The 22,942-nt window shown below is 41.4% G+C and carries 28 protein-coding genes; all 28 read right to left on the bottom strand.

The window, feature by feature from the left end; genetic code table 11:
• Nucleotide 1 precedes the first annotated feature (1 nt).
• Nucleotides 2-445, bottom strand: coding sequence for a 50S ribosomal protein L15 (gene rplO, locus O3598_RS07020; RefSeq protein ID WP_005381674.1), 444 nt, complete (start codon nucleotides 443-445; stop codon nucleotides 2-4).
• A 22-nt stretch (nucleotides 446-467) separates the two neighbouring features.
• Nucleotides 468-647: a 50S ribosomal protein L30 gene (rpmD, locus tag O3598_RS07025; protein WP_005377126.1), complete on the bottom strand. Its 180-nt coding sequence runs from the start codon at nucleotides 645-647 to the stop codon at nucleotides 468-470.
• A 14-nt stretch (nucleotides 648-661) separates the two neighbouring features.
• Nucleotides 662-1,165, bottom strand: a complete 504-nt coding sequence (gene rpsE, locus O3598_RS07030; protein WP_005377091.1) for a 30S ribosomal protein S5 — start codon at nucleotides 1,163-1,165, stop codon at nucleotides 662-664.
• Between the two features lie 18 nt (nucleotides 1,166-1,183).
• Entirely contained in the window at nucleotides 1,184-1,564 is a 381-nt protein-coding gene (rplR, locus tag O3598_RS07035) for a 50S ribosomal protein L18 (RefSeq protein WP_005382771.1), read from the bottom strand.
• A 17-nt stretch (nucleotides 1,565-1,581) separates the two neighbouring features.
• The gene (gene rplF, locus O3598_RS07040) at nucleotides 1,582-2,127 is read right to left on the bottom strand and encodes a 50S ribosomal protein L6 (protein WP_005377036.1); all 546 of its coding nucleotides are present in this window, start codon (nucleotides 2,125-2,127) and stop codon (nucleotides 1,582-1,584) included.
• A gap of 24 nt (nucleotides 2,128-2,151) precedes the next feature.
• On the bottom strand, nucleotides 2,152-2,538 hold the full coding sequence (gene rpsH, locus O3598_RS07045; RefSeq protein WP_005377044.1) for a 30S ribosomal protein S8: 387 nt from the start codon (nucleotides 2,536-2,538) through the stop codon (nucleotides 2,152-2,154).
• A gap of 27 nt (nucleotides 2,539-2,565) precedes the next feature.
• Nucleotides 2,566-2,835, bottom strand: coding sequence for a 30S ribosomal protein S14 (gene rpsN, locus O3598_RS07050; protein WP_005377140.1), 270 nt, complete (start codon nucleotides 2,833-2,835; stop codon nucleotides 2,566-2,568).
• A 16-nt stretch (nucleotides 2,836-2,851) separates the two neighbouring features.
• Nucleotides 2,852-3,391, bottom strand: coding sequence for a 50S ribosomal protein L5 (rplE, locus tag O3598_RS07055; protein WP_060807488.1), 540 nt, complete (start codon nucleotides 3,389-3,391; stop codon nucleotides 2,852-2,854).
• Nucleotides 3,392-3,414: 23 nt separating this feature from the next.
• On the bottom strand, nucleotides 3,415-3,735 hold the full coding sequence (gene rplX, locus O3598_RS07060) for a 50S ribosomal protein L24 (protein WP_004695118.1): 321 nt from the start codon (nucleotides 3,733-3,735) through the stop codon (nucleotides 3,415-3,417).
• 18 nt (nucleotides 3,736-3,753) lie between these two features.
• Nucleotides 3,754-4,122 carry a 50S ribosomal protein L14 gene (gene rplN, locus O3598_RS07065; RefSeq protein WP_005376994.1) on the bottom strand — a complete coding sequence of 123 codons (369 nt, stop codon included), beginning with the start codon at nucleotides 4,120-4,122 and terminating at the stop codon, nucleotides 3,754-3,756.
• A gap of 24 nt (nucleotides 4,123-4,146) precedes the next feature.
• The gene (rpsQ, locus tag O3598_RS07070) at nucleotides 4,147-4,407 is read right to left on the bottom strand and encodes a 30S ribosomal protein S17 (protein WP_105083565.1); all 261 of its coding nucleotides are present in this window, start codon (nucleotides 4,405-4,407) and stop codon (nucleotides 4,147-4,149) included.
• Between the two features lie 39 nt (nucleotides 4,408-4,446).
• Nucleotides 4,447-4,650: a 50S ribosomal protein L29 gene (gene rpmC / locus O3598_RS07075; protein WP_004695115.1), complete on the bottom strand. Its 204-nt coding sequence runs from the start codon at nucleotides 4,648-4,650 to the stop codon at nucleotides 4,447-4,449.
• Complete coding sequence (gene rplP / locus O3598_RS07080; protein WP_005377168.1) at nucleotides 4,640-5,077, bottom strand: 50S ribosomal protein L16; 438 nt, start codon at nucleotides 5,075-5,077, stop codon at nucleotides 4,640-4,642. The genes rpmC and rplP overlap by 11 nt, the downstream gene beginning before the upstream one ends.
• Nucleotides 5,077-5,742, bottom strand: coding sequence for a 30S ribosomal protein S3 (gene rpsC, locus O3598_RS07085; protein ID WP_005377155.1), 666 nt, complete (start codon nucleotides 5,740-5,742; stop codon nucleotides 5,077-5,079). Before rpsC ends, rplP begins: the two co-directional genes overlap by 1 nt.
• A gap of 16 nt (nucleotides 5,743-5,758) precedes the next feature.
• Nucleotides 5,759-6,094 (bottom strand): 50S ribosomal protein L22, encoded by a 336-nt coding sequence (gene rplV / locus O3598_RS07090; protein WP_004695112.1) that lies wholly within the window; start codon nucleotides 6,092-6,094, stop codon nucleotides 5,759-5,761.
• 12 nt (nucleotides 6,095-6,106) lie between these two features.
• On the bottom strand, nucleotides 6,107-6,388 hold the full coding sequence (rpsS, locus tag O3598_RS07095; protein WP_005377144.1) for a 30S ribosomal protein S19: 282 nt from the start codon (nucleotides 6,386-6,388) through the stop codon (nucleotides 6,107-6,109).
• A gap of 23 nt (nucleotides 6,389-6,411) precedes the next feature.
• On the bottom strand, nucleotides 6,412-7,242 hold the full coding sequence (gene rplB / locus O3598_RS07100) for a 50S ribosomal protein L2 (RefSeq protein WP_005377128.1): 831 nt from the start codon (nucleotides 7,240-7,242) through the stop codon (nucleotides 6,412-6,414).
• A 26-nt stretch (nucleotides 7,243-7,268) separates the two neighbouring features.
• Complete coding sequence (gene rplW / locus O3598_RS07105; RefSeq protein WP_005376990.1) at nucleotides 7,269-7,553, bottom strand: 50S ribosomal protein L23; 285 nt, start codon at nucleotides 7,551-7,553, stop codon at nucleotides 7,269-7,271.
• Nucleotides 7,553-8,176 carry a 50S ribosomal protein L4 gene (rplD, locus tag O3598_RS07110; RefSeq protein ID WP_005377066.1) on the bottom strand — a complete coding sequence of 208 codons (624 nt, stop codon included), beginning with the start codon at nucleotides 8,174-8,176 and terminating at the stop codon, nucleotides 7,553-7,555. Before rplD ends, rplW begins: the two co-directional genes overlap by 1 nt.
• 26 nt (nucleotides 8,177-8,202) lie before the next feature.
• Nucleotides 8,203-8,844 carry a 50S ribosomal protein L3 gene (rplC, locus tag O3598_RS07115; RefSeq protein WP_005377130.1) on the bottom strand — a complete coding sequence of 214 codons (642 nt, stop codon included), beginning with the start codon at nucleotides 8,842-8,844 and terminating at the stop codon, nucleotides 8,203-8,205.
• A 12-nt stretch (nucleotides 8,845-8,856) separates the two neighbouring features.
• Entirely contained in the window at nucleotides 8,857-9,168 is a 312-nt protein-coding gene (rpsJ, locus tag O3598_RS07120; RefSeq protein ID WP_004695100.1) for a 30S ribosomal protein S10, read from the bottom strand.
• Between the two features lie 182 nt (nucleotides 9,169-9,350).
• Nucleotides 9,351-10,538, bottom strand: coding sequence for an elongation factor Tu (gene tuf, locus O3598_RS07125; RefSeq protein WP_005377009.1), 1,188 nt, complete (start codon nucleotides 10,536-10,538; stop codon nucleotides 9,351-9,353).
• Between the two features lie 50 nt (nucleotides 10,539-10,588).
• Nucleotides 10,589-12,664, bottom strand: coding sequence for an elongation factor G (fusA, locus tag O3598_RS07130; protein WP_005377031.1), 2,076 nt, complete (start codon nucleotides 12,662-12,664; stop codon nucleotides 10,589-10,591).
• A gap of 15 nt (nucleotides 12,665-12,679) precedes the next feature.
• Nucleotides 12,680-13,150 carry a 30S ribosomal protein S7 gene (rpsG, locus tag O3598_RS07135; protein WP_004693556.1) on the bottom strand — a complete coding sequence of 157 codons (471 nt, stop codon included), beginning with the start codon at nucleotides 13,148-13,150 and terminating at the stop codon, nucleotides 12,680-12,682.
• A gap of 52 nt (nucleotides 13,151-13,202) precedes the next feature.
• Nucleotides 13,203-13,577 carry a 30S ribosomal protein S12 gene (rpsL, locus tag O3598_RS07140; RefSeq protein ID WP_004693554.1) on the bottom strand — a complete coding sequence of 125 codons (375 nt, stop codon included), beginning with the start codon at nucleotides 13,575-13,577 and terminating at the stop codon, nucleotides 13,203-13,205.
• A gap of 76 nt (nucleotides 13,578-13,653) precedes the next feature.
• Nucleotides 13,654-13,899 carry a ribosomal L7Ae/L30e/S12e/Gadd45 family protein gene (locus tag O3598_RS07145; protein ID WP_005377124.1) on the bottom strand — a complete coding sequence of 82 codons (246 nt, stop codon included), beginning with the start codon at nucleotides 13,897-13,899 and terminating at the stop codon, nucleotides 13,654-13,656.
• Between the two features lie 364 nt (nucleotides 13,900-14,263).
• On the bottom strand, nucleotides 14,264-18,469 hold the full coding sequence (gene rpoC, locus O3598_RS07150) for a DNA-directed RNA polymerase subunit beta' (RefSeq protein WP_038123298.1): 4,206 nt from the start codon (nucleotides 18,467-18,469) through the stop codon (nucleotides 14,264-14,266).
• 29 nt (nucleotides 18,470-18,498) lie between these two features.
• Nucleotides 18,499-22,647: a DNA-directed RNA polymerase subunit beta gene (gene rpoB, locus O3598_RS07155; RefSeq protein WP_339360896.1), complete on the bottom strand. Its 4,149-nt coding sequence runs from the start codon at nucleotides 22,645-22,647 to the stop codon at nucleotides 18,499-18,501.
• Nucleotides 22,648-22,942: the final 295 nt, after the last annotated feature.

Raw genomic sequence — 22,942 nt, forward strand, 5'->3', positions numbered from 1 at the left:
ACTAGATCACCTCTACTTTTCCGCCTGCTGCTGTGATTTTTTCTTCAGCAGATTTAGTGAAGCCGTTAGCAATAACAGTTAGGTTTTTAGTTTCCAAAGAACCATTACCTAAGATGCGGATGCCATCGCGTACGTTTTTCAAAATACCAGCTTCAATAAGAGCTACTGGATCAACTGTTGCACCGTCTTCAAAACGGTTCAATTGTTCTACGTTAACTTCAGCATATTGTTTAGCAAAAACGTTGTTGAAACCACGTTTTGGTAAACGACGATAAAGAGGCATTTGGCCGCCTTCAAAACCGGAGCGAACGCCACCGCCAGAACGGGAGTTTTGACCTTTTTGACCACGACCAGATGTTTTACCCAAGCCAGAACCTAAACCACGGCCTACACGAGTACGAGTTTTTTTGGAACCAGCTGCTGGTTGTAATTCATGAAGTTTCATTCAGTGCACCTCCTTATCAGTATTAAACTTCTTCAACTTTTACTAAATGTCTAACTTTGTGAAGCATACCTTGAATTTGAGGTGTTACTTCTTTTACGACTTGAGAATTAGTTTTTTTCAAGCCCAAAGCTTTAACTGTCGCGCGTTGATCTTCAGGACGACCGATTAAGCTTCTTGTTAATGTTACTTTAACTTGTGCCATTTCTTGTCTCCTTATTACGCGTTATAGATTTCTTCAACGGATTTACCGCGAAGTTCAGCAACTTCGCTAGCACGTTTCAAATCTTTCAAACCTTCAATTGTAGCACGAACCATATTGTTAGGGTTAGAAGAGCCCAAAGATTTAGTTAAGATGTTACGAACACCAACCAATTCCAATACGGCACGAACAGGGCCACCAGCGATAACGCCAGTACCTTCAGCAGCTGGTTTCAAGAATACGCGGCCTGCGCCGAATACGCCTGTTACGCTGTGAGGGATTGTACCATTTTTAACTGCTACGTTTACGATATTTTTCTTAGCATCATCGATACCTTTGCGGATAGCTTCAGGTACTTCCGCAGCTTTACCTAAGCCAACGCCTACATAACCGTTGCCATCACCAACAACTACAAGTGCGCTGAAGGAAAAACGACGACCGCCTTTAACTACTTTGGCTACGCGGTTGATGAATACTACTCTTTCTTTAAGATCAAGACTGGTGTAGTCAATTCTCGCCATGTCTATAGTTCCTCCTTCTTAGAATTTTAAGCCTGCTTCACGAGCACCTTCTGCAAGTGCTGCTACGCGACCATGATAAATGTAACCACCACGGTCAAACACTACAGTGTCAATACCTTTAGCGATAGCTTTTTTAGCAACTGCTTCACCAACAGCTTTAGCAGCAGCAATGTTACCACCATAGGATAAGTTTAAATCTTTATCTAAAGAGCTAGCAGCTACTAATGTTGTACCTGCTACGTCATCGATAACTTGAGCGTAAATGTTGCTCAAGCTGCGATATACGTTCAAACGTGGACAAGTTGCCGTACCAGAAATATGGCGGCGAATACGAAGATGACGTTTTGCTCGAGCGATGTTTCTACTAGATTTACGAGGCAAGATATTCACTCCTTTCATTCATATAGATGATATTACTATTTACCTTTTGCACCAGCTTTACCAGCTTTACGACGAACAACTTCGCCTTCATAGCGGATACCTTTACCTTTGTAAGGTTCAGGTTTTCTCCATTTACGGATATCAGCTGCTACTGCACCTACAACTTCTTTGTCTGCACCAGACACAACGATTTTGTTAGGAGCTGGAACTTCAATTGTAATACCAGCTGGAGCTTCCATCTCTACCGGATGAGAGAAGCCAAGTGTAAGAGCCAATTTATTGCCTTGTTTAGCCGCTCTGTAACCAACACCGTTGATTTCAAGAGTTTTTGTAAATCCTTCTGCTACGCCTGTTACCATATTAGCAACAAGAGCGCGAGTCAAACCGTGAAGGGCACGATGAGCTTTATCTTCGGAAGGACGAGCTACTGTGATTGTGTTACCTTCTACAGTGATGATCATATCTGGATGCAAATCGCGAGATAATTCACCTTTAGGACCTTTTACGTTCATATGATGGTTATCATATGTAACAGTAACGCCTGCAGGGATCTCGATAGGCATTCTACCGATACGTGACATTATTTCTACCTCCTATTGCTACTATTACCAAACGTATGCGATTACTTCGCCACCAAGACCTTCTTTACGAGCTTGTTTGTCGCTCATAACGCCTTTGGATGTAGAAATAACTGCGATACCCAAACCACCAAGTACACGAGGAAGTTCTTCCTTTTTCGCGTAAACACGTAAACCTGGTTTGGAAATACGTTTAATTCCTGTAATAACTTTTTCGTTATTGGAACCATATTTCAAAGTTACTTTTAAAGTGTTTTCTTCTTTTTCAACGTTCTTTACGAAACCTTCTTGTAAAAGGATTTCAAGAACTGCTGCTTTCATTCTAGATGCAGGAATGTTTACCGTTTCGTGAAGTGCAGCATTTGCATTACGGATGCGCGTAAGCATATCCGCGATAGGATCGGTCATTACCATAATCTAAAAACCTCCTCTCGTCTAATATTACCAGCTGGCTTTTTTAACACCAGGAATTTGTCCTTTGTACGCCAATTCACGGAACGCAATACGGCTGATACCGAATTTACGCATATAGCCGTGAGGACGACCAGTTAAGTTGCAACGATTGTGCAAACGTGTTGGGGATGCATTAGCTGGTAATTTGGACAAGCCTTCATAATCACCTGCTGCTTTAAGCGCCGCACGTTTAGCTGCATATTTTTCAACGATTTTAGCGCGTTTCTTTTCGCGTTCAATCATAGATTTTTTAGCCATCTATATGTTCCTCCTATTATTTTTCAAAAGGCATACCGAATTGAGTCAACAATTCACGAGCTTCTTCATCTGTTTTAGCACTTGTTACTACGATGATATCCATACCAGTAACGCGTTCTACCTGATCATATTCGATTTCAGGGAAGATGAGCTGTTCTTTAAGACCCAAAGCGTAGTTACCACGGCCATCAAATGCAGTTGCGCTGATACCGCGGAAGTCACGTACACGAGGTAATGCCGCATTGATCAATTTATCAAGGAATTCATACATGCGTTCGCCACGAAGAGTAACTTTTGTACCCAACGCCATGCCTTCACGAACTTTAAAGTTCGCAATAGATTTTTTAGCTTTTGTGATTACAGGTTTTTGACCAGCAATAATTGTTAAGTCAGTAACTGCAGCTTCTAAAGCTTTTGCATTGCCTACAGCATCGCCAACGCCGATGTTGATAACGATTTTTTCCAATTTAGGAATTTCCATTACGTTGCCGTATTGGAATTTTTCTTGCATACTCTTTCTAATTTCAGAGTTGTATTGTTCAAATAAACGAGACATTTATGTAGCTCCTCCTTTCCTGATTATTTAAGTACTGTACCGGATTTAACAGTTGCACGAACGAATTTACCGTCTTTACCTTCAACTTTTTTGATACGAGTAGCTGTTTTAGTTTCTGGGTCAACAACCATTACGTTAGAAACATGGATACCAGCTTCTTTAGTAACGATGCCGCCTTGTGGGTTAGCTTGAGAAGGTTTTGTGTGACGTTTTACAGTGTTTACGCCTTCAACAAATACGCGTTCTTTTTTAGGTTCAGTAGCAATTACTGTACCTTGCTTACCTTTATCTTTACCGGAGATAACAACAACTGTATCGCCTTTTTTGATTTGTAATTTAGCCATATGCTGCGTTCCTCCTTCTTATAATACTTCTGGAGCTAAGGAAACGATTTTCATGAAGTCTTTTTCACGAAGTTCTCTAGCTACAGGTCCGAAGATACGAGTACCACGAGGGGTTTTATCTTCTTTAATAACTACTGCTGCGTTTTCATCAAAACGGATATAGGAACCGTCTTGACGGCGGATACCTTTTTTAGAACGAACAATAACAGCTTTGACTACGTCGCCTTTCTTGACAACGCCACCGGGTGATGCATCTTTTACAGAAGCAACGATTACGTCACCGATATTGCCGAATTTGCGATAAGAACCGCCCATGACTTGGATGCACATAATACGCTTTGCACCAGTGTTGTCGGCAACATTCAAAATTGTTTGTTGCTGGATCATCGTCTATTCCTCCTTACATCACTCTTATTTTTGTCTTTCAAGAATTTCAACAACTCTCCAACATTTATCTTTAGAAAGTGGACGAGTTTCTACAATTTTAACTGTATCGCCAATGCGGCACTCATTATTTTCATCATGAGCTTTGAAGCGTTTATTGCTAACCATTGGCTTATTATATAATGCGTGAGGTACTTTACGTTCTACAGCAACAACAACAGTTTTTTCCATTTTGTCGCTAACAACTTTACCTACGCGGACTTTACGTACGTTTCTTTCTTCTGCCACGATTTTAAGCCTCCTTTTCAAACTTTAACAAATCTGTCATTATGCGTTTTCAGATTTAAGTTCAACTTCACGTTGTACAGTTTTAATACGAGCGATTGTCTTCTTAACTTCACGAATGCGCATAGGATTCTCTAATTGACCTGTTGCAAGCTGAAAACGGAGGTTAAATAACTCTTCCTTAAGACCGGAAACTTTTTGTTCCATTTCGGCAGCGCTCATATTGCGAATGTCATTAACCTTCATTTACGTCACCACCCAATTCTTTACCCTTAACAACAAATTTGCATTTGATTGGAAGTTTATGGCTTGCAAGACGCATAGCTTCACGAGCTACAGCTTCTGGCACACCGTCCATTTCAAACATTACACGACCTGGTTTAACTACTGCTACCCAGTATTCAGGAGAACCTTTACCGGAACCCATACGAGTACCAGCTGGTTTAGCTGTGATTGGTTTGTCAGGGAAAATTTTAATCCATACTTGACCGCCACGTTTGATATAACGAGTCATAGCAATACGAGCAGCTTCGATTTGACGGTTTGTGATCCAAGATGGTTCGCATGCTACCAAGCCGAACTCACCATGAGACACTGTATTACCGCGCATAGCACGACCTTTCATACGGCCGCGGAATTGCTTACGATGTTTTACACGCTTTGGAATAAGCATTACTTGCCACCTTCTTCCTTCTTAGCAGGTTGTTTTGCTTCTGGCAAAACTTCACCTTTGTAAATCCATACTTTAATGCCGATACAACCATAAGTTGTATGAGCTTCAGCAGTACCGTAGTCGATATTCGCACGAAGTGTGTGCAATGGAATGGAACCTTCACGGTAGGATTCGCTACGAGCGATTTCAGCGCCACCAAGACGACCGCTAACCATGATTTTGATACCTTTTGCACCTAAGCGCATTGTACGACCAACAGCTTGTTTCATAGCACGACGGAAACCGATACGACGTTCTAATTGGCCAGCAATATTTTCTGCAACAAGAACTGCATCCATGTCTGCTTGTTTAATTTCTGCAATGTTTACGTCAACTTGTTTATCAGTGAAACGAGTCATTGCTTTTTTGATATCTTCGATACCAGCACCACCACGACCGATAACCATACCTGGTTTTGCAGTGTGGATAGTCAATTTAATACGTTTATTTGTACGCTCGATTTCAATGCGGGAAATACCAGCAATGAAAAGGGTTTCTTTCAAGAAGTTACGAATTTTTACGTCTTCATGAAGATTAGCAGCGAAATCTTTTTCTGCATACCACTTTGCGTCCCAATCTTTTACGATACCGACACGCAAACCGTGTGGATTAACTTTTTGACCCACTCTGTTTCCCTCCTTCTTAAGCTCTTTCTTTAACTACTACTGTTACGTGGCTAGTGCGTTTCAAAATTTTGAAAGCTTGTCCACGGGAACGAGGATGAATACGTTTCAATGTAGGACCTTGATCAACGAAGATCTCGGATACATATAAGTTATCCACATTCATATCAAAATTGTGTTCTGCATTTGCGATTGCGGAACGCATAACTTTTTCGACTACATCAGCGCCAACTTTCGGAGTGAACTTCAAGATGGCAAATGCCTCGCCGATGTTTTTACCGCGCACTAAATCAGCAACGATACGGATTTTACGAGGCGCGATTCGGATATGTCTAGCGATTGCTTTTGCTTCCATTAATTATTCCTCCTATTTTTTGCCTGTAGATTTTTCGTCCTTACCGTGACCTTTGAAAGTACGTGTAGGAGCGAATTCACCTAATTTATGACCTACCATATCTTCTGTAATAAATACAGGTACATGTTTGCGACCATCATGCACAGCAATTGTGTGGCCTACAAAACTAGGGATAATAGTAGAGGCACGGGACCAGGTTTTTACAACTTTCTTTTCGTTAGTTTCGTTTAAAGCATCAACTTTCTTAAGCAAATGATCTGCTACGAAAGGGCCTTTTTTAATAGATCTGGACACTATTTTATCTCCTTTCCTTTATCCTATTTTGTACGACGTTTAATGATTAAGCTGTTAGAAGCTTTTTTCTTGTCGCGAGTTTTAACACCATGTGCTGGTTTGCCCCAAGGTGTAACAGGATGTTTACGACCAACAGGAGATTTACCTTCACCACCACCATGTGGATGGTCACAAGGGTTCATTACAACACCACGGTTACCAGGACGAACGCCCATCCAACGATGACGACCAGCTTTACCAATTACTAGGTTGCTGTGTTCAGCGTTGCCTACAACACCTACAGTTGCACGGCATTCTTGACGTACGCGGCGCATTTCGCCAGATGGTAAACGAAGAATAGCATAGCCATTATCTTTACCCATCAATTGAGCGGATGTACCAGCGGAACGAACGATTTGACCGCCTTTACCGATTTTTAATTCGATGTTGTGGATTTGAGTACCGTCTGGGATATTAGCCAATGGTAAGCAGTTACCAGGTTTAATATCAGATTCAGGACCGGAGAATACAACGTCACCAACTTTTAAGCCGTTAGGAGCTAAAATATAACGTTTTTCACCATCAGCGTAGTTAAGCAAAGCGATACGAGAAGAACGGTTAGGATCATACTCGATTGTTGCTACTTTAGCTGGGATATTATCTTTAGTACGTTTGAAGTCAATGATACGGTATTGACGTTTATGACCGCCACCTTGGTGACGAACTGTCATTTTACCAGTATTATTACGACCACCTTTTTGGGAAATCTTAGCTAACAAAGATTTTTCTGGTTTGCTTGCTGTGATTTCGTCGAAGGCGGATACTGTCATAAACCGGCGACCAGCGGAGTACGGTTTAAATGATTTAATTGCCATTAGTGGGCCTCCTTACAACTAGACTCTTAGACACCTTCAAATAATGTAATGGATTCGCCAGCTTTTAAAGTTACGATAGCTTTTTTGTAATCGCTACGTTTACCTTGTGTACGACCCATGCGTTTAGTTTTGCCTAATACGCGAATAGTAGCTACTTTTTCTACTTTTACATTGAAGATTTTTTCAACAGCTTGACGGATTTGCACTTTATTTGCAGTCAAAGGCACGCGGAACGTGTATTTGTTTTCTTCCATAAGCTTTGTGGATTTTTCGGTAATAACCGGACGGATTAGTACATCATGTAATTGCATTATCCAAGTACCTCCTCAATTTTTGCGACAGCGCCTTTAGTAATGAAGAGCTTATCGTAATGAAGAAGATCGAAAATGTTCATACCTTCGCAAGCCAATGCTTTAACACCTTGGATGTTGCGAGCGGAACGTTCAACATTTACATCACCTTCAGTGATGAACAATACTTTTGCATCGCCAACATTGAAGCTATTGATAATATTCAATACTTCTTTTGTTTTAGGAGCTGCTAATGTGATTTCTTCCAAAACGTATAATTCGCTATTATTTACCTTATCGCTAAGAGCAGATTTAACTGCTAAACGTCTAGCCTTACGAGGCATAGCTTTGTAATAGCTGCGAGGTTGTGGACCAAATGTAGTACCGCCACCAATCCAGATTGGGGAACGGCTGGAACCGGAACGTGCACGACCAGTACCTTTTTGTTTCCAAGGTTTACGGCCACCGCCACGAACCATACCTCTAGTTTTTGTTGCATGTGTGCCGAGACGTTCGTTAGACAATTGACGAACTACGGCTTGATGCATAACGGCTTCGTTTACTTCAACGCCGAATACTGCATCGTTTAACTGTATTTCACCGACTTTAACGCCGGATTGATTATATGTTGCTACTGTAGGCATTACATAATCCTCCTTTCGACAAATGATTATTTAACAGGTTTAACCGTGTTGCGAACCATAACCAAGCTACCTTTAGCGCCTGGGATACCACCTTTAACCAATAAAAGGTTACGTTCAGCATCAACTTTCACAACGGATAAGCGTTGTACGGTAACTCTGTAACCACCCATTTGTCCAGGGAGTTTTTTACCTTTGTATACCTTACCGCCGCCACCGGAGATCATAGGACCGATGGAACCAGGTTCACGGTGAGATTTGGAGCCATGAGTTTCAGGACCACGAGAGAAATTATGGCGTTTAATTGTGCCAGCAAAACCCTTACCTTTACCTGTACCTACTACGTCCACCAATTCACCTTCTGCGAAGATATCAGCTGCCAGAGTTTGGCCTACTGTGTAGTCAGCTGCACTGTCAACGCGAACTTCGCGAAGATATTTAACTGGAGCTACGCCAGCTTTGTCGAACTGACCTTTTACAGGTTTTGTTAAATGTTTTTCTTTAATGGAACCATAACCAATTTGTACTGCTTCATAACCGTCTGTTTCAACAGTCTTAACGCGCACTACAACGCTTGGGGTAGTTTCCACTACTGTTACAGGAACTAATTGGCCTTCAGCTGTGAAGACTTGTGTCATTCCTAATTTTTTACCCAAAATAGCTTTAGACATTATCGCACCTCCTTATAGTTTTATTTCAATAGATACACCAGCTGGTAAATCTAAACGAGTGATAGCATCTACTGTTTTCGAATTTGGTTCAAGAATATCGATCAAGCGTTTATGTGTACGCATTTCGAATTGTTCACGGGAATCTTTGTTAACGTGTACGGAACGAAGAATCGTGAAGATATTCTTTTCTGTTGGCAATGGAATCGGACCAGATACCATAGCGCCATTTCTTTTTGCAGTGTCTACGATCTTAGCAGCGCTTTGATCGAGAGCTTTGTGGTCGTATGCCTTAAGGCGAATACGGATTTTTTGCTGTTTAGCCATTATTAATAATTCCTCCTGTCGTCCATTTCGTGAATGAACTGCTCCATAGAAATTCTCCTCCGCAGAGGCAACCTTCTACTTCATAGTTTGAAAACACAACACGAGAGCGGCAGAACATGCCGCTCTTACATGTCGTGGATATTGTGCCCAACGTATCACTACGATGAGCATAAAAGGTTAAATTAACCTTCGATTTCAGTTACAACGCCAGCGCCTACTGTATGGCCACCTTCGCGGATCGCGAAACGAAGACCTTCTTCGATAGCGATTGGAGTAATCAATTCGATATTCATTGTTACGTTATCGCCAGGCATACACATTTCTACACCTTCAGGAAGGTTTACAACACCTGTTACGTCTGTTGTACGGAAGTAGAATTGTGGACGGTAGTTGGAGAAGAATGGAGTATGACGACCACCTTCTTCTTTAGTCAATACGTATACTTCTGCTTTGAATTTTGTGTGTGGGTTGATGGAACCTGGTTTAGCCAATACTTGACCACGTTCGATGTCTTTACGGTCAACACCACGAAGCAATGCACCAACGTTGTCGCCTGCTACTGCAGAGTCCAAAGTTTTGCGGAACATTTCAAGACCAGTTACAACGTATTGTTCAGCTTTTTCTTTCAAGCCTACAACTTCTACTGTATCGCCTACATTTACTTGACCACGTTCAACACGGCCAGTTGCTACTGTACCACGACCAGTGATTGTGAATACGTCTTCCACAGGCATCAAGAAAGGTTTGTCAGTATCACGAACTGGAGTTGGGATGTAGGAGTCTACAGCTGCCATCAATTCGTCGATTTTAGCTACATATTGAGCGTCGCCTTCCAAAGCTTTCAAAGCGGAACCTACAATGATAGGTACTTCGTCGCCAGGGAATTCGTAGGAGGAAAGAAGTTCACGAACTTCCATTTCTACCAATTCGATCAATTCTTCGTCGTCAACCATGTCAGCTTTGTTCAAGAATACTACGATTGCAGGAACACCAACTTGGCGAGCTAACAAGATGTGTTCGCGAGTTTGAGGCATAGGGCCGTCAGCTGCGGAACATACCAAGATAGCGCCGTCCATTTGAGCCGCACCAGTGATCATGTTTTTAACATAGTCAGCATGGCCTGGGCAGTCAACGTGTGCATAGTGACGGTTTTCAGTTTCGTATTCAACGTGTGCAGTGTTGATTGTGATACCACGTTCACGTTCTTCTGGAGCTTTATCGATCATGCTGTAATCTTGGAAATCAGCTTGGCCTTTTTCAGCCAATACTTTAGTGATTGCAGCAGTCAAAGTAGTTTTACCATGGTCAACGTGACCGATTGTACCGATGTTAACATGCGGTTTCGTACGTTCAAATTTTTCTTTAGCCATTTTAAATTATCCTCCGAGGAAAATAGTAATTCTATTAATCTAATGTAAGATTAACCGTTTTTCTTTGCTTGAATTTCTTCAGCAATTTTCTTAGGAACTTCTTCGTAATGATCGAATGTCATGGAGTAGTTACCGCGACCTTGAGTTTTGGAACGAAGGTCAGTTGCGTAACCGAACATTTCGCTCAATGGAACATATGCTTTGATATGTTGGTTACCATTACGAGCTTCCATGCCGTCCATGCGACCACGACGAGAGTTCAAGTCACCGATAACGTCGCCCATGTATTCTTCAGGAACGTCTACTTCTACGGACATGTATGGTTCAAGCAATGCAGGGTCTGCTTTGCGAGCACCTTCTTTAAAGCCCATGGAACCAGCGATTTTGAAGGCCATTTCGTTGGAGTCAACGTCATGGTAGGAGCCGTCAAATACGATAACTTTGATGTCAACCATTGGATAACCAGCGATAACACCGGATTCCATAGCTTCTTTAACACCATTTTCAACAGGTCCGATGTATTCACGAGGAATTGCACCACCTACGACCTTATTTTCAAATTCGAAGCCAGCACCTGGTTCTTGAGGAATTAATTCCAACCAGCAGTGACCATATTGACCACGACCACCAGATTGACGAACGAATTTACCTTCAGCTTTAACAGCTTTACGGATAGTTTCGCGATAAGCTACTTGAGGTTTACCTACGTTACATTCTACTTTGAATTCACGGTTCATACGGTCGACGATGATATCCAAGTGAAGTTCGCCCATACCGGAGATAATAGTTTGACCTGTTTCTTCATCAGTACGAACTTTGAAAGTAGGATCTTCTTCTGCCAAACGAGCAAGAGCTGTACCCATTTTTTCTTGGTCAGCTTTTGTTTTAGGTTCAACAGCAACGGAGATAACTGGTTCAGGGAATTCCATGGATTCAAGAATTACAGGATTCTTTTCATCACAAAGAGTATCACCAGTAGTAGTATCTTTCAAGCCTACAGCTGCAGCGATGTCGCCAGCGTAAACCATGTCGATTTCTTTACGAGTGTTAGCGTGCATTTGAAGAATACGGCCGATACGTTCTTTCTTACCTTTTGTGGAGTTGAAAACGTAGGAACCGGATTCCAATGTACCGGAGTACACACGGAAGAACGCTAATTTACCAACATAAGGGTCAGCCATGATTTTGAATGCCAATGCGGAGAATGGTTCATCATCGGAAGAAGGACGAGTAGTTTCTTCTTCAGTACCAGGAACGGTACCTTTAATAGCTGGAATGTCGATAGGAGCTGGCATGTAATCTACAACAGCGTCCAACAACATTTGTACACCTTTGTTTTTGTAGGAAGAACCACAAAGAACTGGGAACAATTGGTTAGCAATAACTGCTTTACGCAATGCTGCTTTCAATTCTTCAATGGAGATTTCTTCACCTTCCAAATATTTCATCATGATATCGTCATCAGTTTCAGCGATAGCATCGATCATCATTTCGCGACGAGCTTCAGCTACTTCTTGATATTCTGCTGGGATATCAGTGATTTCATATTCTTTACCGTCATCGGATTTGTAAATTTCCGCTTTCATAGTCATCAAATCGATGATGCCTTCGAAAGTATCTTCAGCGCCGATTGGCACTTGGATAGCTACGGAATTTGCACCCAAACGGGATTTCATCATATCAACTACGTTGAAGAAGTCAGCACCTACTGTATCCATCTTATTTACATAAGCGATACGAGGTACGCCGTAGTTAGATGCTTGACGCCATACTGTTTCGGATTGAGGTTCAACGCCACCTTTAGCACTGAACACCGCTACGGAGCCATCAAGTACACGTAGAGAACGTTCTACTTCTACAGTAAAGTCAACGTGACCAGGAGTATCGATGATATTGATACGATGATCTTTCCAGTGACATGTTGTCGCCGCAGAAGTGATTGTGATACCACGTTCTTGTTCTTGCGCCATCCAGTCCATCGTAGCAGCACCTTCATGTACTTCGCCGATTTTGTGAACAATACCTGTATAGTAGAGGATACGTTCTGTAGTTGTTGTTTTACCAGCATCGATGTGAGCCATGATACCGATATTACGAGTTTTTGCTAGGGAAAACTCTCTTGCCACAGTTGTCACCTCTTATTACCAACGATAATGAGCAAATGCTTTATTAGCTTCTGCCATTTTATGAGTATCTTCTTTTTTCTTGATTGCAGCGCCTGCATTGTTGAAAGCGTCCATCAATTCGCCTGCTAAGCGTTCTTTCATAGTGCGTTCACCACGAAGACGAGCGTAGTTTACAACCCAACGAATACCGAGGGTTTGACGGCGATCAGCACGAACTTCAACTGGCACTTGGTAGTTCGCACCACCGATACGGCGAGCACGTACTTCAAGTACAGGCATAACATTTTTCAATGCTTGATCAAAAACTTCCATTGGGTCTTGACCCATTTTGGAACGAATAATTTCAAATGCATCATATACGATAGTTTCAGCAATGCCTTTTTTGCCATCGTACATAACTTTGTTAATGAAACGTGTTACTAATTTGCTGTTGTACACCGGATCTGGAAGTACATCACGTTTCGGAACAGGGCCTTTTCTTGGCATGTTCAATTCCTCCTTTATAATGATGTGTGTTAATTTCGTTTAATGGCTAAAATTATTTTTTAGCTTTTTTCGCGCCGTATTTGGAACGACTTTGCATACGATTTTGTACGCCAGCTGTATCCAATGCACCACGAACGATGTGATAACGCACACCTGGAAGGTCTTTTACACGACCGCCTCTGATAAGTACAACACTGTGTTCTTGTAAATTGTGACCAATGCCTGGAATGTAAGCAGTTACTTCAATAGCGTTTGTCAAACGTACACGGGCAACTTTACGAAGCGCGGAGTTTGGTTTCTTTGGAGTAGCTGTGTACACACGAGTACATACACCACGTTTTTGTGGAGATTCTTGAAGCGCTGGAGCTGTAGATTTTTTAGTCAAGCTCATGCGGCCTTTGCGTACTAGCTGATTAATTGTTGGCATTTGGGCCCCTCCTTTCCAAATTTGAGATTTATAATTGATCCGTCATAACAAATTGTTACATCGGATATTACCGAGATTAACGTAGGATGCCTACCGCTGTAGCCCGCACCTTAATGCGGCACGCACGACCAAGGTCATCCATCGTATGCTTATCGTCGAACGGTATATTATGTTCCACGCAAGCCATCCGTACAGGATCTACTACGTAGCTATCGCTATCGCAGCCGAGAAACACAAACTTAACAGAGCCTTTTGCAATTGATTTAATCGTTTGCTTAGCACCTATTGTCTTGTTCGCCGATGCCAAATGGGCAATGTCCATGGTTACATCTTCTCCTTACGAAACTATGCTCAGGGCGCACTTGCCCTCTAAGCACTATGTAAGTATATCAATTACTCAAACGCATGTCAAAGGTTTTTTAACACTCAAAACCGCTATTTCACTGTATTTAATATGTACACCTATCCGTGTGTTTCATTTATAAGAATTACATGAAGTATTCTCGTTTTTTTATACAAATATAGATAATTTCGCTTATTTTTATACACTTTATACATATTCAATTCTATTAGCGCAGTCTTGTTATGCAAAATTGATATAACAAAAAAAGAGATATCCCTAAATTATATAACAATCTAGGAATATCTCTTTTATTTTCTAATCATAGCTATAAAGCTATAAAACCTTATTTTTCTATGATTTCACCGTCATCAGTTAATTCCAAAATTTCAGGAGCCTTTTTAACTACTTCAATTTTACGGTAACGGCTCATACCAGTACCGGCAGGAATCAATTTACCGATGATAACATTTTCCTTAAGACCCAATAATGGATCGATTTTGCCCTTAATAGCAGCATCTGTAAGAACACGTGTAGTTTCTTGGAATGATGCAGCAGACAAGAAGGAATCTGTAGCCAATGCAGCTTTAGTAATACCCAACAATGTACGTTTACCAGTAGCATTTTCACGGCCATTCAATGTTAAACGACGATTTTCTTCATCAAATGTGTTGATATCAATCATGTCGCCAGGAAGCATATCTGCATCGCCAGCAGTTTCGATTTTAACCTTATGAAGCATTTGACGAACAATAACTTCAATGTGTTTATCGTTGATTTCTACACCTTGAGATTTATATACTTTTTGTACTTCGTATACGAGGTAACGTTGTGTTGCTTGTGTGCCCATTACACGCATGATGTCATGAGGATTAATGGAACCTTCTGTCAAACGTGCGCCCAAGGATACAACATCACCGTCTTTAACGATAATGCGGGAACCATAAGGGATGAGGTAATCGAGTTCAATACCATCTTCACCTGTAATAAAGATAGTATTAGTACCTTTTTTACCTTCGTTAGGTACAACACGTACTACACCTTCATTTTCAGCAATGATTGCATTACGTTTTGGTTTACGAGCTTCGAACAATTCTTCAACACGAGGCAAACCTTGTGTGATATCGTCACCTGCGACACCGCCTGTATGGAATGTACGCATTGTCAATTGTGTACCAGGTTCACCGATGGATTGAGCCGCAATGATACCAACTGCTTCACCGACTTGAACTTGGTCACCTGTACCAAGGTCACGACCATAGCACTTACGACATACGCCATAAGGGCTGCGACAAGTCAATACGGAACGGATTTTAACAACATCGTAATGTTTTACAACTTCATCAGCAAGTTCTTCAGTAATTTCACCATTCAATGGAACGATAACTTCACCAGTTTCCTTATTGATTAATTCTTCAGCTGCAATACGACCTACGATACGGTCTTTCAACGGTTCAATAATACCCGTACCTTCAACGATAGCTTCTACTTCAATACCGTTGATTTCATTATTGCGTACTTGTACCTCTTTTACATCAGAGTTTAGAATTGCTTCTATTCCCTCTTCTGTAAGGCGTGTATCAGCAGGGTAGATTTCTACGCCATTGCTGTCCACGATAGCATTCACAGTATCCTTGTTCAACATATTTTGAACCATAGTTTCTTTTAATGTCGCACGGATACTATCGTCGCTTTCACCAAGAAGAATCTTTTGTACCAAATTAGTATGGTTAATATCGCTATCAGAGCCTAAATGTGCACCGCGCAAGGAGATAGCTGTTACACCAGCATCTGCGATATCTGCTAAGCTTTGTTCATCAAGAATAGTTTCTGCAGGAACAGCCAATTCACCTGTTTCAGCATTTACTACATCTTTATCGAGAACGCGACCAATCAATTTGTCTTTCAACATTTCAAGAGCTTGACGTGGAGATGTAGCCAAACGAGCGCGTTCACGAACGAGATCGATACCTACAACGTCACAATCGTCCTCACGAACGATAACGTCTTGAGATACGTCAACAAGACGACGAGTCAAATAACCAGAGTCAGCAGTACGAAGTGCTGTATCGGCCAAACCTTTACGAGCACCATGAGAGGACGTAAAGTAATCCAATACAGTCAAACCTTCTTTAAAGTTTGCCTTGATTGGCAAGTCGATGATACGACCAGATGGGTCAGCCATCAAACCACGCATACCAGCAAGCTGACGAATTTGTTGTTTGTTACCACGGGCACCGGAGATAGCCATCATATATACAGGGTTGAAGCCATCTTTATCGCGCGCCATATTATCCATCATGGCATCAGTAACATCTTCTGTTGCTTTTGTCCACAATTGGATTGTTTTACGATAACGTTCTTCTTCTGTAATAAGACCACGACGATATAGACGAGATACTTTTTCTACTTCTTGTTCTGCAGTATCAAGTAAATCGAATTTTTCTTCTGGTACTTTAATATCCGCAATGGCTACTGTCATACCTGCACGACGTGCAAAGGAGTAACCAAGAGATTTAATTCTGTCTAAGAGTTCAGCAGTTTTTTCATTGCCGAATAATTGGAAACATTGATCTACAAGTTTACCAACCGTCTTCTTATCCATAACCTTACCCAATGTGTAAGTACCGTCTTCTTTTTGTTCATATTGCCATAATTCTGGGAACAAAGCGTTGTTAAAGATCAAACGACCAGCTGTAGTTTCTACGCGACCGTGTTCAGGCAAGCGAATGTATAAAATATCTTGCAATCCGATAACATGAGAATCGTAAGCAAGCATTACTTCGTCATATGTAGCAAATGTTTTTGCTTTATCACGAGTATCTTCGCGTACAACTGTTAGGTAATAAGTACCCAAAATCATATCTTGAGATGGAATAGCAACTGGCTTACCATCTTTTGTTGATAAGATATTATGAACGGATAGCATCAATGTACGAGCTTCGGATTGAGCTTCTACGGACAATGGTAAATGACAAGCCATTTGGTCACCGTCAAAGTCGGCATTAAAGGCTGTACATACTAATGGATGCAATTTGATAGCACGGCCTTCCCAAAGGATTGGTTCGAAGGCTTGGATACCAAGTCTATGCAATGTAGGGGCACGGTTCAAAAGAACTGGATGTTCTTTGATAACCTCTTCCAAGGATTCCCATACACCAGGACCTACGCGTTCTACTTGGCGCTTAGCAGCCTTAATATTGGATGCTTGTCCACGTTCTACCAAGCGTTTCATAACGAATGGCTTGAACAATTCCAATGCCATTTCTTTAGGCAAACCACATTGATGCATTTTAAGTTCTGGACCTACTACGATAACGGAACGACCGGAGTAGTCAACACGTTTACCGAGCAAGTTTTGACGGAAACGACCTTGTTTACCTTTAAGCATATCGGACAAGGATTTTAATGGGCGGTTGCCAGGACCTGTAACAGGACGGCCACGACGACCATTATCAATCAATGCATCAACCGCTTCTTGCAACATGCGTTTTTCATTGCGCACGATGATATCAGGAGCACCTAAGTCCAACAAACGTTTCAAACGGTTGTTACGATTGATAACACGACGATACAAATCATTAAGGTCAGATGTAGCAAAGCGACCACCATCTAATTGAACCATAGGGCGCAATTCAGGTGGGATAACAGGAACGACATCCATAATCATCCATTCTGGGCGATTGCCAGATTGACGGAATGCTTCTACTACTTCAAGACGGCGAACGGCACGGATTTTACGTTGACCACTTGCAGTGTTCAACTCTTCGCGCAATTCAGCATTTAATTGTTCTAAATCAAGTTCAGATAATAATGCTTTTACCGCTTCTGCACCCATGTCGATACATACGAATAAGATTTCTTCTGTAGCACCTAATTCGTAACGTTCTTCACGAGTTAATTCTTCATATTCTTTATCAGCTTCTGGAATTGTAGCATCTTCACGAAGTGCTGCATTATAACGTTCTTTACGTTGTGCTTCACGAACGATAGCCAAACGTTCATTACGTTGTGCCACAGTTTCAATAACTACGGATTTACCACCGATAGTATATCCTTCTTCATTGAATTGAGCTTCGTATTCACGGTATTCTTGTTCAGATAACAATTGGCGTTTTGCCAATGGGCTACCTGCAGGATCAACTACGATATAGGAAGCAAAATACAATACGCGTTCCAAGGAACGTGGAGATACATCAAGGATAAGGCCCATACGAGATGGGATACCCTTGAAGTACCAAATATGGGATACAGGTGTAGCCAATTGGATATGGCCCATACGTTCACGACGCACTTTAGCACGTGTTACTTCTACGCCACATTTATCGCAGACAACGCCTTTATGGCGGATGCGTTTATATTTACCGCAGTGACATTCCCAGTCCTTTGTTGGTCCAAAAATGCGTTCGCAAAATAGACCATCACGTTCTGGCTTTAACGTACGGTAGTTAATTGTTTCTGGTTTTTTAACTTCCCCATGAGACCATTCTAAAATTTGCTCTGGAGAGGCTAAACCGATTCGCATGGAATCAAATTCATTTACGTCTAGCACTACTATCGCTCCCTTCCTAATATTCAGTATCAGTCTTCATCTGCAGAGGATTCACTAATTGGATATGCTAATTGGCTAAGAATATCATCATCGCCACCATTAGATACTTCTTCCTCTGCTTCTGGGTCTACAACTGTTACTTCATCTGTTTCAACAGCATCGCCGTCCATAACATCTTCAATACCAGTTTCTACCACTTCATCTTCGTCATCAAGTTCTTTCATAACAACTTCTTCTTGATCTTCGTTCAAGATTTTTACATCAAGACCGATACTTTGAAGTTCTTTGAGCAATACTTTGAAGGACTCAGGCACACCTGGTTCAGGAATATTTTCGCCTTTAACGATTTTTTCGTATGCTTTAACACGACCAACAACGTCGTCAGACTTAACAGTTAATAGTTCTTGAAGAGTATAGGCTGCGCCATATGCTTCAAGGGCCCAAACTTCCATTTCCCCGAAACGTTGGCCACCAAATTGAGCTTTACCACCCAATGGTTGTTGTGTAACAAGGGAGTACGGACCTGTGGAGCGCGCATGAATTTTATCATCAACCAAATGGTGAAGTTTCAACATGTATACGTAACCAACCGTTACACGGTTATCCATAGGTTCACCGGTACGGCCATCGTACAATACGGTTTTACCATCATCTGGGCGACCAGCGATATCCAATGTTTCGAATACATCTTTTTCATGGGCACCATCAAATACAGGTGTAGCGATATGAATACCAGCTACATCCGGTTTTGGCATACCATAGGTATCATAGTCATAGCCTAATTTTTCCAAATCTTTGCGAATTTCAACGCGTTTAGCACGAGCTTCTTCGATATGGTTCAATGTAGCACGTACCTTGTTGATGCGTTCTAATTCTTCAACAAGAGCTGGATCCATTTCAGGCACTTCTTCTTCAGTGCCGAAATATTCCATGTGAAGTGCATTGTATTTAGATTCTAATGCTTTCAATTCATTGTAACGAGCTTCGCCACCAAGTGCAGCCAATTTCTTTTGAGCAGCTTCTTCTACGTGACCTAAGATTTGAGATTTCAAATCGATGATTTTTTCATCAATATCAAAATGAGCTACTGTTACATCTTCTTTCGCTTTAGCTTCTAACTCTTCAATTTCAGCATATAATTTGCGAATTGCATCGATTTGTTCCCAATAGGATTCATCAGTACGCGCTTCTTTCAATACATTTTGAATATGAAGATCTGTAGCCTTAATTTTCATGCCCAAGCCTTGAACAGCCCAGCCTAAGTGAGTTTCAAGAACCTGACCAATGTTCATACGAGAAGGTACGCCCAATGGGTTCAATACGATTTGTACTGGAGTACCATCTGGAAGGAATGGCATATCTTCTTTTCTCATTACGCGAGAAACGACACCTTTGTTACCATGACGACCGGCCATTTTATCGCCTTCGTGGATTTTACGTTTTTGAGCGATGTAAACGCGAACAAGTTTGTTTACACCTGGTTGTAACTCATCACCATTTTCACGAGTGAACACTTTAACGTCTACAACCTTACCACATTCACCATGAGGCACACGGAGGGATGTATCTCGAACTTCGCGTTCTTTATCACCAAAAATAGCACGTAACAAACGTTCTTCTGGTGTTAATTCAGTTTCGCCTTTTGGTGTAGCTTTACCCACGAGGATATCACCAGGATGTACTTCTGCACCGATACAGATGATACCATCTTCATCTAGGTTTTTAAGTGTATCATCACCAGTATTAGGCAATTCACGAGTGATTTCTTCGGCACCTAGTTTAGTGTCACGCGCATCACATTCGTATTCTTCAATATGAATGGATGTATAGATATCTTCTTTGCAAAGTTCTTCACTAAGCAAGATAGCATCTTCGTAGTTATAACCTTCCCAAGGCATGAACGCTACAAGAACATTAAAGCCAAGAGCCAATTCACCACCATCAGTAGCAGGACCATCAGCCAATACTTGGCCTTTTACAACATGGTCACCACGATTAACGATTGGTTTTTGGTTAAAGCAGGTGGATTGGTTAGAACGAAGGAATTTATTCAAACGGTATGTATCAACACGACCATCGCTATCGCGAAGAACGTGGATTTCATTACCCCAGCAACGTACGACTTTACCAGCTTCGCGTGCCAATACGCAAACACCAGAGTCAGTAGCCGCTGTATATTCCATACCTGTACCAACTAAAGGTGCTTGAGCACGGAGCAAAGGCACCGCTTGACGTTGCATGTTCGCACCCATCAAGGCACGGTTCGCATCATCGTTTTCAAGGAATGGAATCATAGCTGTACCGATGGATACAACTTCTTTTGGACTAACGTCCATGTAATCAACCTTATCAGGTGTTACTTCTAATACGTCATGACCACGACGACATGCTACATGGTCATTAGCAAAACAACCGTCTGCATCAAGAGGGGAGTTCGCTTGGGCAATTGTCATGCCTTCTTCTTCATCGGCAGTCATATAAGCAACGCTTTCAGATACGCGTACTTTTACAACCTTATCCGCGTCAGCACCTTCGCCGTAAATTTTTTCAACCTTACGGTATGGAGCCTCGATGAAACCGAATTCATTAACCTTCGCATAGTTAGATAAGGAGTTAATCAAACCGATGTTAGGACCTTCTGGTGTTTCAATAGGACACATACGGCCATAGTGAGAGTGATGCACGTCACGAACTTCGAAACCTGCACGTTCACGAGATAAACCGCCAGGTCCAAGGGCAGATAGACGACGTTTATGTGTCAATTCTGCTAATGGGTTTGTTTGGTCCATAAATTGAGACAACTGAGAAGAACCAAAGAATTCTTTAATCGCTGCTACAACAGGACGAATATTAATCAACGCTTGAGGCGTAATGGATTCAATTTCTTGAATTGTCATGCGTTCACGTACAACACGTTCCATACGAGTCAAGCCAATACGGAATTGATTTTGTAACAATTCACCTACGCAACGAAGACGACGGTTACCCAAATGGTCGATATCATCTGTATGACCGGCACCATCCATCAAGTTCAAGAGGTAAGAGATATTAGCAATCATATCTTCTCTTGTAACTGTACGATGGTTAAATTCTAAGTTGCAGTTGTTGCAAATGATTTTGGATACTACACCATCTGGATTAGTGATATAGAATTCAGCAAAACCTTCGCCGCTAAATACACCGCTCTTAGCAACGATATCAAGTTGTTCTTCCCCAACTTGTACGCCTGCATCAAGGATGATTTCACCTGTTTCAGTATCAACAATTGGTTGTGCCAATGTTTGACCCAACATACGTTGACGCCATCCTAGTTTTTTATTTAATTTATAACGACCTACGCGCGCTAAATCATAACGGCGAGCATCGAAGAATAAATTATCGAATAAATTACGAGCAGATTCTACAGTAGGAGGTTCACCTGGACGTAATTTTTTATAGATTTCTACCAATGCTTCATCAGCAGATTGAGTTGTATCTTTTTCCAATGTACGAACAATGCGTTCATCATATACTGGTAAACCATCTTCATCTGTTTGACCGTTCCAGAAAAGATCAAGAATACTTTCATTAGTATCCCAACCTAATGCACGAACAAGCACAGTAGCTGGTAATTTACGGTTACGGTCGATACGAACGGCTACAACTTCGCTAGCATCTGTTTCTAATTCAATCCAAGCACCGCGATTTGGGATAACTGTGGATTCATACAAACGGTTACCCATGGTATCGATTTCTTTACCATAGTAAACGCCAGGGGAACGTACTAATTGAGATACGATAACACGTTCTGCACCATTGATAATGAAAGTGCCTGTATCCGTCATCAATGGGAAATCACCCATAAATACTTCTTGTTCTTTAATGTCCATATTTTCAGGATCATTATTAACTAAACGGATATTTACACGAAGTGGTGCTGCGTATGTAGCATCACGATTTTTGCACTCATTAATATCATACTTAGGCTCACCTAAGCTAAAACCTTCAAAAGAAAGTACTAAATTACCTGAATTGTCTTTAATCGGAGAAATATCGTTGAAAATATTTTGTAAACCGCTCTCCAAGAACCATTCGTACGATTTACGCTGAATGTCCAACAAATGCGGCATCTTAATAACTTCGTTAATTTTTGCATATGTATAACGAGTCCGTTTGCCTACCTGTTCAGGTTTGAACATATGTGCTTTCCCTCCTTCAAATACACTGGTCCACCATATTTCTATAACGGCATAGAAAAGACATCTTACAGGTCTCAGTTTTCCTGCTTTAATAACGCCAAATAAGCAAGGCCCTTTTTTATTTAAAAAATAACCTTGCTCTGTTCATTATCCAAGCACAACCTTGGAAGAAAACCCTTAATACGTAAGTTATAGCTTCTACATGGAAAAGTAGAAAATGCTACTTTTGCAATTTATAATTCTATCATCATATAAAAAAGCTGTCAACCAAAAGGCTGACAGCTTTCACATTTTC

Origin of the sequence: Veillonella atypica (assembly GCF_041431435.1) — a bacterium.
GTDB classification, from domain to species: domain Bacteria; phylum Bacillota; class Negativicutes; order Veillonellales; family Veillonellaceae; genus Veillonella; species Veillonella atypica.